Origin of the sequence: Intestinicryptomonas porci, from assembly GCF_033971905.1 — a bacterium.
Classification (GTDB): domain Bacteria; phylum Verrucomicrobiota; class Verrucomicrobiia; order Opitutales; family Intestinicryptomonadaceae; genus Intestinicryptomonas; species Intestinicryptomonas porci.
This window is the reverse complement of the sequence record NZ_JALBUT010000002.1, coordinates 64,839-77,237: the sequence shown is the minus strand read 5'-3', so window position 1 is coordinate 77,237 and position 12,399 is coordinate 64,839. Positions and strand designations below refer to the sequence as shown.

Genomic DNA, 12,399 nt, shown 5'->3' with positions numbered 1-12,399 from the left:
AAATCCGTTATTAAATTTATGAAAACATCAAAATACATTAAAATCGCGGGAGCGGCTCTCTTGGCATTTCTCGCCTCACCACTAACAAACGCAATGACAAACGAAGAAAAAGAATACCTCAAACTCTATGGAATGATTGCCTGCGAACGCGTCGGCGCAAACCAGCTCCAGCTTACACCCGAACAGACAAAAGTCTTCATAGAAGGCATTGAAGCGCGCATTAAAGGCGAGCTGATTCCCGAAAGCGCGCAGGAAATCGCGCCGAAAATGAACGAATTTTTACAAGCCCAGGCTGAAAAGGCGATTCAGGCGGAGCTTGAAAAGAACAAGGCTAAATACGAAGAATTTTGGAAGAAAATCGACGCCGAAAAAGACATCGTTAAAACCGAAAGCGGCTTGCGCTACAAAATCTTGAAAGCGGGCGAAGGAGAATTGCCGACAGCGGAATCGACCGTAAAGGTCAACTATGTCGGCACTCTTCCCGACGGAAGGGAATTTGACGCGTCGGCAAAGCACGGAGGCCCTGCTGAATTTCCGCTTGCAAACGTTGTTCCCGGATTTCGCGAAGGCTTGCAGAAAGTCGGCAAGGGCGGCAAAATTATGCTCTACATTCCCGCCGAACTCGGCTACGGCAACCGCTCAATGGGCATAATCCCGGCAGGCTCTCCGCTTGTATTTGAAGTGGAAACAATCGAAGTAAAATAAGGCTTTTACAAAAAGCAGGAAAGCGGAGTAAAAAAACTCCGCTTTTTTTGTCTTAAAAATTTAGAAATATTTTATACAAAACAGCCTGATACTTTTTAGGAAAATAAAAAAATTGCAGGGTTAAAACCACCCTGCAAATTTCGCTTAACAGGCAAAGTTATTAAATTTTCTTTCCCTTGCAAAACTTCATAACAACCATAGAAGTGCCGTCATCTGATTTTTTGCAAAAATAAAGAATTCCGTTTTTAAGCATCATATAGTTTGTTTGGGCAAGAGCTTCGAGAAATTTATTTTCATAAGCGGCATACTTTCCCATTCTTCTGGTTGAAAGCATTTTAGTAAATTCAACATCGTTTAAACCCTTAAACTCCAAACCGCCGTTAAAAATGTTGCAACCAGACATTCCACGGACATCAAACCCGCCGTCGCCCTTTGAAAAAGAAATATAAACGGGTCCGAAATCTGTTTCGTTATTATGGGGGGCTGAAACTCCTTCCAAATTCGCGACATACATGGGCTTCCATTGAACTCCCGTAATTTCGTCCGACATCATATATTCGCCGATTGTGGAGCAGGCGCAAAGCAAAACCAAAGACAACGCCGCCAAAGATTTTGAAATTATTTTCATAACACACCTTTCGTTAAAATTTTCATTTTAAAAGTTTTTCGTTTTCAAATTTATCAAAAACAACGCCATGATCAATCTTATATCCGTTCAAAAATTGGCTTACCGAAAGCATTTTCGCGCACGGAGCCTGAATTTTTTGAACATTCAAAAAACCCTCCGCGCAAGAGATTAAAATGCGGTCTTTCGAGACGCTCGCAACCATTCCGAATTTGATATTTTTGCCGCCGCTATTTGCAAAAGCCTCTCCGATTTTCAAAACTTCCCCGTTTATTGAGACTATTCCGCAGCCGAAAGCGCGTATGCGCAAGTCGAGCTCGCGCGCGCTCTTTGAAAAATCCAAATACAAATCCGACTTTGAAATTTTGCGCGAATAAGTGGCATTTTCTTCATTTTGCGGAGTAAAAACCAAAGTTTTTTCCGCGATTTTATCAAAATTGCGCTCCAAAAGCCGCGCCGCGTCAATCCCGATTTTTTCGCGAAGCGACTTCCCCGTTTCGCGCGGGGAAATTTCAGTTTCGACAACATCAGCAACATCGCCCGCGTCCATTTTTTTTACAATGCGCATAAGGCTTACCCCCGTGGAAGTTTTGCCGAGAGCAATGGCGGTTTCTATTGGCGAAGCCCCGCGCAGTTCGGGCAAAATCGAGCCGTGCAAATTAAGACAGCCCAAAGGGGCGAAATTCAAAAACTCCTCTTTTAAAATCCTGCCGTAAGCCATTACAACAACGCATTCCGCCCCCGCATTTTTGAGAGCCTCAATGACATCTTTATCGGGCGATTTTTCGGGGCGCAAAAGCAAAACGCCGTGCGAAACAGCCCATGTGCTGACATCGTTTGGAGACACCTTGCCGCCCCTACCTTTAGGTTTGTCGGGGTTTGAAACGATTGCGACAAGCTCGGTTTTAGGATTTTTCCAAACCGACTCTATTGCGGGTATTGCCACCGCATCGCTTGCCATAAACGCAATTTTCATAAAGCCTCTATTTCTTTTTGCGAAGAGCCTTAATTTTTTGGCGCATCGCCTCTTTCTTTGCGATGAGCTTTTTCAAGGAATGCTTTTTGCGCGGATCTGTTTTCTTTTTGTCGGCGGGCTTTTTGGCGCGCTTAGGCTTTTCGATTTTAACCTTGCCTATTTTAAAGTTCTTCTGCGCCAAACGCTCGTCCGCGGCGATTTTCGTTTTGCCAACAAGGTCGAGTTTTAGAGAAATTCCGCCAAGCTTGAAATTTTCGCGCATGCTGTTTTCCAAAAATTTTTTGTACGCGTCAGTCAATATGTCGGCATTATTGCAGTATAAGCGCAAAGTCAATGGGCGGCTTGAAGTTTGAAGTGCGTAATAAACCTTGAACCTGCGCCCGTTGACATACTTTGGCGGATTGTCCGAAATCAAAGTTTTAAGAAGCACGTTTACCTTCGATGTAGGAAGCGGCTTTGCCATTTTCCTGTAAAGCTTTGCCGCCCCTATTAAAAGCCCTTCCATTCCCTTGTCCTCCTTTGCGGAGACGAAATGAATGGGAGAACCGCTCAAAAAGAACAGGCGTTCGCGCACAGCCTCCTCAAACTTTTCGCGGAATTTTGAAATGCTGTCGTAACCCCTTACACCGTCTTTTTTGAAGGCGTTTACGGCGTAGTCCCACTTATTTACTACAAGCATAACCGCCGCTCCGGTTTCCATAATTTCACCCGCAAGTTTCTGGTCGGATTCTGAAACGCCTTCCATTGCGTCGATTACAAGCATCACAACATCGCACTTGGCAATCGCCTCTTTGGTGCGCATCGTCGAAAAGAAGTCAAGCGAAGTATTCACCTTGCGGCGCGCGCGCACGCCCGCAGTGTCGAAAAACTCGAATTTCAAGACGTCGCCCCTGTCGTTTTCAAAATCGATGTCGCATTTCACGCAGTCTCTCGTCGTGCCTGCAACGTCGCTTACAATCAGACGCTTTGAGCCGAGCAAGCGGTTGCCGATGGAGCTTTTGCCGACATTTGGGCGTCCCGCAACGCAAATTTTCACGCGCTTTTCGGCTTCCTCCAAAGGCTCTTCGTCTTTAAGCTCGCCCAAATAAAATTCGACAGCCTGCCAAAGTTCATCCATTCCCCTGCCGTGTTCGGCGGAAATCGGGCAGACGTTTGAAAAACCGAGCTTGCAAAAATCCGAAATGCGGGAATCGTGTTCGGGGATGTCAGATTTGTTTACGGCAAGAATTGCATTCGTTCCGCTTTTTCTGATTTTGTCGGCAATCTGCTCGTCAAGAGGCATAAGCCCCGACTGGGAATCAACCACCAATATTATCAAGTCTGCGGCTGAAATTGCAAAATCCGCCTGCTCGTTTGTCGCATCGGCGATGACTTTTTGCGTCATCTCGGCGGTTGCGCCGATGCCGCCCGTATCCATCAAAAGAACGCCGCAAGGCAGTTTTTCGGCAACAATGTCGCGCGTGACGCCGGGCATGTCGTGGACAATGCTTACCCTGCGCCCCAGCATTCTGTTAAAGAGGCGGCTCTTGCCCACATTCGGACGCCCGACCAAGGCTATGCTTTTACAGTTTGACATCAAATCACCCTTCAAGTTTAGGCAGGATTTTTGCAATTCTATCGGTTGCCTTTATGATATTTTCGTAGCTCGTGGCAAAGCTCGCCCTCAAATATCCCTCGCCCGAAGAACCGAACGCGCTTCCGGGAACCATCGCCACTTTCGCTTCGCTTAAAATCAGCTTGGCGGTTTCCATTGAAGTTTTTTTGAAACGCTCGATGTTCGGGAACGCGTAAAAAGTGCCGCGCGGCATAAAGCAGTCCATACCGAATTCGTTGAACCTGCCGACAATGAAGTCCCTGCGCTGGCGATACTTTTCGCGCATAAATTCCATGTCTTTTCTGCCGTTTTTAAGAGCTTCCACCGCCGCCTCCTGCGAGACTATCGAAGCGCACATAATCGCATACTGGTGCGCCTTCATCATTGCGTCTATGATTTCCTTGGGCCCGCAGGCGTATCCCATTCTAAAACCGGTCATTGCAAACGCCTTTGAAAATCCGTGTATGAAAATCGTACGGTCTTTCATTCCGTCAAGAGAAGCTATGGAAATGTGCTCCCCTTCATAGGTAAGCTCCGCATAGATTTCGTCGGAAATGACGAGAAAGTCTTTTTCCTTCGCGAATTTTGCAAGCTCTTCGAGCTGTGCTCGGGTTGCGGTTCCGCCCGTCGGGTTTGTGGGGAAATTCATAATGAACGCCTTTACCCCCGGCTGCCAGGCGCGCTTTACGTCCTCAATGTCAAGCTCGAAACGGTTTTTGCCGTAAGTGTTTACGGGAATTGCAACACCGTGGCAAAGTTCGACACTCGGCGAATACGAAACAAAACACGGGGCGTGGTACATGACTTTGTCGCCCGGCTCGATTATGGCTCTGAGCGCGACATCCAAGGCTTCGGACGCCCCTACACTCACCAAAATTTCGTTGTCGGGATTGTAAGATGCGTTGAAATTCGCTTCGACGTACTTTGCGATTTCGACACGCAAACTCTTCATACCCAAATTGTCCGTGTAAGAGGTCTTGCCCTTTTCGAGAGCGAAAATCGCCGCTTCGCGGATATGCCATGGGGTTACGAAATCAGGCTCGCCTATGCCAAGCGACACGGCGTCCTTCATGGTAGAAGCGATTGCAAAAAAGTCGCGTATTCCTGATTTTGGAATTTGCCTTACATGTTTTGCAACAAATTCAGATGCAGATCTGCCCATTTTTATGTTCCTGTTCTATTTCAAAAAAAATACAGCCGCGCCGACTCTCGGCAAGCGCGCCGCAAAGAAATCCGCCTTTAAATTCTACGGCGAAACCAAAGGTCTGTCTTCGTTCGAGTTTTCCGTCGTTAACATAAAGCCCTGCTGCTTGTAGGTGCGCAAGAAGAAGTGCGTAGCAGTCGAAGTCACGCCATGAATGCTTGCAAGGCGTTCGTAAACAAAGCTTGCGACTTCGCGCAGGGAGCGGGCCTTTATAAACAAAAGCAAGTCGTACGCGCCGCTCATCAGATAGCAGGACTCGACCTGCTCAAACTTGCTGACGCGCTCGGCAAGGCGGTCGAAACCACCGTCGCGCTCGGGGCTTATTTTAAGCTCGATGGCAGCCCTGACAACCGACTTCCCTTCAAAGTCGGGATTGAACACGGGCCTCCACCCGAGCAAAATTTTGTCGTCAACCATTTTCTGAATTGCCGCTTCCACTTCGGGCTTTGACATCGACAATATTTTACCGATTTGCTCCGTGTCCAAAGCTTCGCCTTCCAATAAAAGTTTCAAGACCTTTTCCATAATGGGAAACAATCTTGCACACATCTTTAAGTTTTAAAACTCTTTTTTTTAGATTTTCGGCGAATTTTTTTGTTTTAGGCGCAAAAAGACAAAAATACGGACTTTTTCCCAATATTTGCTTGAACGGGGAGACTTTTTTTATTCCCATTACATCATGGGAAAGAACAGAAAACACTTTTATTTCAGAATTGCCGCATTTATGGTGCTTCCGCTTTCAATGCTGTGCGCATGCGCAAAAAGCGGTCCTATCGCGATAAATCCGATAGACATAAACTACAGATTTTCGCAGATGAAAAACGAACCGCCGCGCAGGGAAGCCGCAGACCCCGAAATTATCTTGTACAAGGGCAAATACTATCTGTTTGCCTCAAAGTCGGGCGGATACTGGTCAAGCGACGACTTGGCTTCTTTCAAATACATAAAGTTCCCCAAGAACTTCCCTACCGAAAACTACGCCCCGACCGTGGCTGAAATAAACGGAGAAATCGTATTCTTCGTATCGGGGCACGATAGCTTTTGGACGACTTCCGCCCCCGAAAGCGGCGAGTGGAAGAGAATAAAAGTCGATTATCCCCGCAGGGATACCGACCCCGCTCTCTTTAAAGACGACGACGGCAGAGTTTACATATATTTCGGCTGCAACCCGAAAGACCCGATTATGGGAGTTGAAGTCGATCCGAAAAACAACTACAAAATGATTGGCGAACCCGTCGAGCTTATCGGGCACGAATTTAAGACAAACGGCTGGGAAAAATCCGGAGGCAACAACCAAGACGACAGGTCCGGCTGGAACGAGGGCGCAAACATGATAAAGCATGGCGGCAAGTACTACCTGCAATACGCGGCTCCCGGCACACAATGGCGCAACTACGGCGACGGCGTATATGTTTCCGACTCCCCTCTCGGAAAATTCGTTTACCAGAAAAACAGCCCCTTCTCCGCAAAGCGCGGCGGATTTATCGGCGGCGCGGGGCACGGCGGAACATTCAAGGACAAATTCGGCAACTACTGGCATGTGGCTTCAATGCTTGTTGGCATACACCACGGTTTTGAACGCCGTCTCGGGCTTTTCCCGACATTCTTCGACGAAAACGGCAAAATGTATTCCTTAACGGAATTTACCGACCGCCCGTTTGAAATTCCGCAAAAGAAAATTGATTTTTCAAAGAAAAGCCTGTCCAAAAACTGGAACATCCTGTCGTACAAAAAAGGAGCGAAGGCGACTTCCGAATTTGGAGATTTCTCCGCAAAGAACGCGGTTGACGAAAAAATCGAAACATTCTGGTCGGCAAACACGGGCAACAAGGGCGAAAGGCTTGAAATCGACTTGGGGCAGGTTTGTAAAATCAGCGCGCTTCACATAAACTTTGCAGACGAGGGATTCAATACTTACGACGGCGACCCTGTCCCGATTTACCGCTACAAAGTGCTCGCCTCAAAAGACGGCAAAAACTGGGTTCAAATTTTGGACGAATCCGAAAACCAAAAAGATTCCCCGCATTCGCTCAAAGTCTTGAAAAATCCGCATAAGGCAAGATACGTCGCAATCGAAAATTCAGCAGACATGGACGGCGGGAAATTCTCGATTTCCGATTTCAGAATTTTCGGAAGCGCGAATATGCAAAAGCCCGCAAAGGTTGAAAACATTACCGTTTTGCGAGACTCAAAAGACCCGAGAAACGTCGAAATTTCTTGGGACGAAGTTGAAAATGCAGAAGGCTATGTTTTGCGCTACGGCATAGAAAAAGACAAGCTACATACGGCATACACCCTGCGCGAAAACAAGTTAAAAGGCTCTTTCTTAAATATCGGCGCCCCGTATTTCTTCACAGTTGAAGCATTCAACCGGGCCGGATTTGGCAAAGTGTCAGACATCAAGGAAGCCAAGTAAAAAATTAGCAAAATCCCAAAAACGGAAAGGCGGGGACAGCAAAAAAGCAGTCCCCGCCTCGTTTTATTGACTATAAGAAGAAATTATAAAAGCGAATAAAGGAGGTACAAGAAATAGAGTGTTGCCGCAGTGCCCATCAACATTAAAAGTGAAATGTTAAGCCCCATTTTGTACGAGCCGTTATTTTCACTTTCGGAAGTATCGACTGCCGTAAAGTTCAGCTTGTAAAACCTAAAACACAAGAACGCAAATATAACAACAATAAGCGTAAAAAATAAAAATCCTTGCGAAAATACGACTTCCACAAAGAAATCCAAAAATCCGTATTCCGAGTAGGAGTTCATCTTCCCTTCCGTAGAAAGAGCCTTCGGGCATAAAGCCCGAAAGCCCCATATCCTATTTTATACCTATAAAAAAATTACTTTCTTCTTCTGTACGCCGCAAACGCAAGAGCAACCGCGCCCAAGATTGCCGCATACGTCGAAGGTTCGGGTATTGCGGCATATCCGTATTCCGAAAAATGGGAAACAATAAAAGAAAGATATTTCCCATCGTAAGAAACATTGCTTACATCGTCTGCAACAGCCCAAACATCTTCCCCGTCCGCCTTATGATAAATAGAGAAATCCGACAAATTCAAAAACGGATTATCCACCAAGAAACTCAAAACAACAGTGTCTCCACCATCCATTACCACATCGAAAGAATATGAAGCCGCCGCCGCAAAATCAGAGCCGATTTGGGACAACAAATTTTGGGTTGTTGTGTTCACTTCATTTACGGAAGCATAATCCGAGTTAAACGCCATGCTTATCACAGTGTTTTCAGAACCTGATTCCGTCAAGGAGACCCTTCCGTTGTTTTCAACCGTCAAGGCTGCCCCTGCATTGTCCAAATTCATTTTTTCCGCCGAGCCGACTGTAAAAATATTTTCGGCAAAAATACCACCGTATACTTTTACAGAACCAAAATCCGCAATCGAGGAATTTGCCGAAAGAGCGTACGAACCTTCTTCAAGGCTTCCACCTGCTACAAGAGACAAAGTTCCCGCGTTGGAAAAAGTCAGATTTGAATTTGAAAGAGTGTTAGAACCGTTAATGGTTAGCGATAATACCGCGCCGCTTGCAATATTGACAGAAGACGCCCCAAGCTTATTGTTTACATTCATAACGCCACCGTTTACGTTCAATGCCCCCGTATAGTGTTCCATAGAAGAATTTACAGTAAGAGTTCCCAATCCGATTTTATTTATCGTGTGATTTGAACCTGCGTTTACTTCCGAACTGATTGAGTCATAGCCCGATCTTCCGTCTCCGATTTCGTAAGTCGCATTTTCAGATATGTCAAAGTTTACGGAACTTGTTCCGCGCATAAAAAGAAATCCTCCGCGCTCGTCTGAAAGAGTTCCGTTTTGGGAAAAATAATTGCCCAAATTTTTGATGTTTTTATCGGCAGATATTGTTACATTGGCATTGCGCACAATAATCGCTCCGCCTCCGTTATAAGAAAAGTCGTAATTTCCGACGCTCGCACCGTTGCTTGAAAATACCGTGTTTTTTATGGTGGAAGAGCCGCCATTCAAATACAGCGCGCCGCCAAGAGCTTCCTCTTCTCCCACAGCCTTATTATTTGCAAAAGACGAATTTTCAATCAAAATGCCGGAACCGCTTTTGCCTTGATATATGTACAGCGCGCCGCCGTAAGCTCCCGTGCCTTCCGCCAAATTGTTATTAAATTCGTTGCTGTTTATGGTTAGATTTATCGGTGAATCCTGCCAGCTGTCATAAATATATCCTGCCGCGCCATAAGCCCATCCGTCGCCCTGATACATGGAAGCGTCTGATTTATTGCCGTCAAAAATATTGTTTGACAAAGTGTAAGAACCGCCGAACAAGGATACTACCCCGCCTTGAACACTTTTGGCGGAAGATTTATTACCCGCAAATTTTGTTCCCGACACTTCAACATTCAATGCGCTTGAAGCGTATATTGCAGAACCCTGAGTGTTTGGATAAGCTGCGCCGTCCGCAGGAGTCGTGGCACTCAAATTTCCCTCAAACGAAGAATTTTTCACGCTCAAAGAACCGCCTGAGACTTTAATAAGCCCCTGCGCCCCTACGCCGCTTGCGGGGGAATTTTCAAATATCAAAGAATTGTTTTCAAAAGAACTGCTTTCAACTGACAAGCTTCCGCCCGATTGGACAGACAATAACGGAGTTGTAGAATAATTTTCGCCGTTATTCCATGCGGAACGGTTCGTTATGTTTGAATAGGTTGCATCTGAAACAGTCGCATTGCCTTTTGCATCCATAATCATTTTTGCGGAATTATCTGCCGCAATGCCCGTAAACTTTACATTGGAGTTTGATTCAACGTTGATTTTGTCAAAACCAGCAACTTTAAGCGCAGTAGAGCCTGAATATGCTTCGCTTGATGTCCCGATGTTTAAAGTTTTTGTACCTTCGACAATCGCATTTTCCGCATTGCCGTAAATCGTTCCGCCGATTTTTGCATCATTTGAAAGATTTACAACAACATTGCCAAGCATTTTCGAGGTCTGATTTGAGCCGCTTGCATATACATTGCCGGTTATTTCTCCGCCTGAAATATTCAAGGAGCTATCACCTTTTGTAAGGGCATATTTCCCCGATCCTCCTTCTCCTCCTCCGAGATATACATTACCATTGATTTTTCCGCCGCTTACGTTAATTTCAGCAGAACCCACTGCGGAATATTTAAGAGCTCCCCCATAAACATTGCCTTCTATATTTCCGCCTTCAATATTCATTGTAACTTTATTTGCGGAATTTGCCACGACGCTATCGGGAAGATCGTTTTGATTCATATAGCTTATGTCGTTTAACGTTCTTCCGCCACCGCCGTAAATATCTCCTTTTATCGAAGCATTTTCGGCGATTGTAAGAGTGGCGTCGTTTACGCTTACATACGAACCTGCAACAGAATATGCTTCGTTGCCGTTGCCGCTTGTGTCAATAACGGTATTCCCGCCGATATACACATTGGTGTTGCTATCTGTAGTCTGAAAATTTTGACCGCTTAGAATTGGAGACATAGAACCTGCCCTGATTCCATAATAAAAATTCCCTCCATATGTTTTTATGCCGATATCGCCATTGACAGTTCCAACAGACTGGTAGTTTCCTCCGACAAAAAACGTGTTAACACTGCCACTGTAAAATTCAATGTTTATGTTGCCGTTTACATTTTTACCATCGCCGCCATTATAAATGCCGCCAATAAAGACATCAACAACTTTTAAATTGTCGCTATCCACCGAGAGATTTACTCCGCCTACTGAAACATTTTGACCGCCGCCAACAACAAGCCCGTAAGTATTATTATCGCCGACAATATCCCATGACACAACATTTTCGGTGTCAACATTTGTTCCAAACAAAGAGTCTGCCCAAAGTTGATTTGTTAATAAAAGAGCAATCAAAGATGATGCTATAATATTTCTCATATTTCTTCTCATAAAATAAAAAATTTCGCAAAAAGGATGCGTATTTAGAATACGGATGCCTTTATGTTTGCATAATATAACAAATATAAGCATCTTAGCATTTTTTACTGCTTGCCTTTGCATAGGCAAAATTTGAAAAAACGCCATGCAACCCTTTTAAAATAAAACAATGTTGACAACCGTATTCTAAATACGCATGCCTCGGGATTTAAGAGGCGTTTTTTATTGCTTGAAAAGCAGGGGCAATTTTGAGAGAAATTGAAAATACACAATTTGAATTTTTTTAAGACATGTTACAAGCAGGCATAGTAGGATTGCCGAACGTCGGCAAAAGCACTCTTTTTAATGCGCTCACCCGCTCCAGAAAAGCGGAAGCGGCAAACTATCCATTCTGCACGATAGAGCCGAATGTCGGCGTCGTTGAAGTGCCCGACTCAAGGCTTGCCGTATTGAAAGGCATCGCCAAAACAAACGTGGTAATTCCCGCCGCAGTCGAATTTGTTGACATTGCGGGATTGGTTGCGGGAGCGAGCAAAGGCGAAGGGCTTGGCAACAAATTTCTTGCAAACATACGCGAAGTGGACGCAATAGTGCAAGTCGTGCGCTGTTTTGAAGACGACGACATTCTGCATTCACTCGGCTCGGTCGATCCTATAAGAGATATTCAAATTATTTTGACAGAGCTTGTCCTCGCCGACCTTCAAAGCTGCGAAAAACAGCTTGAATCGAGTATCCGCAAGGCAAAGAGCATGGACAAGGAATCCATAAAAAACGCCGAACTTTTGAAGGCTTTGGTCGCCCACTTAAACGAAGGCAAGCCCGCGCACACCCTCGAATGCTCCGACGACGACAAGGAGAGAATGAAGCAGTATTTTCTCCTAACCTCGAAACCGACCATCTACGCCTGCAACGTGTCAGAAAGCGACTTGGCAAATCCCGACGCAAATTTGTACGTCCAAAAGGTCAGGGAGTTCGCAAAAACAGAACACGACGCCGAAACATGCGTAATTTGCGCAAGAATTGAAGAGGAGCTTTCAGACTTGTCTCCCGAAGAGGGCGCGGAGTATTTAAAGGAGCTTGGCGCGCAAGACAGCGGCGTTTCGGAACTTATCCGCAAGACATACGATCTCTTGGGGCTTGCAAGCTTCTTCACGGCGGGCGAAAAGGAAGTCCGCGCATGGACTTTCAAAAAGGGAATGACTGCCCCGCAATGCGCGGGCGTAATCCACACCGACTTTGAAAAGGGCTTCATCAAGGCAGAAGTAGTTTCATACGAGGACTTGGCAAACGCAGGGTCCGTCGCAAAGGCAAGAGAGGCGGGGCACTACCGCCTTGAAGGCAGAGACTACATTTTTAAAGACGGAGACGTCGCGCTTTTTAGATTTAACGTATAGC

Annotated in this window: 10 protein-coding genes; 3 read left to right on the top strand and 7 right to left on the bottom strand. The window is 45.7% G+C overall.

Annotated features, from left to right (window positions below; all coding sequences use genetic code 11):
- Positions 1-18 precede the first annotated feature (18 nt).
- Positions 19-705, top strand: a complete 687-nt coding sequence (locus tag MOX91_RS02120) for an FKBP-type peptidyl-prolyl cis-trans isomerase (RefSeq protein ID WP_370396428.1) — start codon at positions 19-21, stop codon at positions 703-705.
- Between the two features lie 160 nt (positions 706-865).
- Here the strand turns inward: MOX91_RS02120 and MOX91_RS02115 are convergent, their stop codons facing one another.
- From MOX91_RS02115 to MOX91_RS02095, 5 genes are all read right to left on the bottom strand, one after another.
- Positions 866-1,333, bottom strand: coding sequence for an META domain-containing protein (locus MOX91_RS02115; protein WP_370396427.1), 468 nt, complete (start codon positions 1,331-1,333; stop codon positions 866-868).
- A 22-nt stretch (positions 1,334-1,355) separates the two neighbouring features.
- Positions 1,356-2,306 carry a methionyl-tRNA formyltransferase gene (fmt, locus tag MOX91_RS02110; protein ID WP_370396426.1) on the bottom strand — a complete coding sequence of 317 codons (951 nt, stop codon included), beginning with the start codon at positions 2,304-2,306 and terminating at the stop codon, positions 1,356-1,358.
- Positions 2,307-2,313: 7 nt separating this feature from the next.
- Positions 2,314-3,882 carry a ribosome biogenesis GTPase Der gene (gene der, locus MOX91_RS02105; RefSeq protein WP_370396425.1) on the bottom strand — a complete coding sequence of 523 codons (1,569 nt, stop codon included), beginning with the start codon at positions 3,880-3,882 and terminating at the stop codon, positions 2,314-2,316.
- Between the two features lie 4 nt (positions 3,883-3,886).
- Positions 3,887-5,062 (bottom strand): aminotransferase class I/II-fold pyridoxal phosphate-dependent enzyme, encoded by a 1,176-nt coding sequence (locus tag MOX91_RS02100; RefSeq protein WP_370396424.1) that lies wholly within the window; start codon positions 5,060-5,062, stop codon positions 3,887-3,889.
- Positions 5,063-5,146: 84 nt separating this feature from the next.
- Positions 5,147-5,629 (bottom strand): Lrp/AsnC family transcriptional regulator, encoded by a 483-nt coding sequence (locus tag MOX91_RS02095; protein ID WP_370396423.1) that lies wholly within the window; start codon positions 5,627-5,629, stop codon positions 5,147-5,149.
- A 154-nt stretch (positions 5,630-5,783) separates the two neighbouring features.
- On the opposite strand from MOX91_RS02095, the gene MOX91_RS02090 reads away from it, so the two are divergent.
- Positions 5,784-7,520, top strand: a complete 1,737-nt coding sequence (locus MOX91_RS02090; RefSeq protein ID WP_370396422.1) for a family 43 glycosylhydrolase — start codon at positions 5,784-5,786, stop codon at positions 7,518-7,520.
- Positions 7,521-7,603: 83 nt separating this feature from the next.
- On the opposite strand, the gene MOX91_RS02085 is transcribed toward MOX91_RS02090, so the two are convergent.
- Together MOX91_RS02085 and MOX91_RS02080 are read right to left on the bottom strand one after the other, a co-directional pair.
- On the bottom strand, positions 7,604-7,864 hold the full coding sequence (locus MOX91_RS02085) for an LEA/WHy family protein (protein WP_370396421.1): 261 nt from the start codon (positions 7,862-7,864) through the stop codon (positions 7,604-7,606).
- Between the two features lie 74 nt (positions 7,865-7,938).
- The gene (locus tag MOX91_RS02080; RefSeq protein ID WP_370396420.1) at positions 7,939-11,004 is read right to left on the bottom strand and encodes a beta strand repeat-containing protein; all 3,066 of its coding nucleotides are present in this window, start codon (positions 11,002-11,004) and stop codon (positions 7,939-7,941) included.
- Between the two features lie 290 nt (positions 11,005-11,294).
- On the opposite strand from MOX91_RS02080, the gene ychF reads away from it, so the two are divergent.
- Complete coding sequence (gene ychF, locus MOX91_RS02075; RefSeq protein WP_370396419.1) at positions 11,295-12,398, top strand: redox-regulated ATPase YchF; 1,104 nt, start codon at positions 11,295-11,297, stop codon at positions 12,396-12,398.
- Position 12,399: the final 1 nt, after the last annotated feature.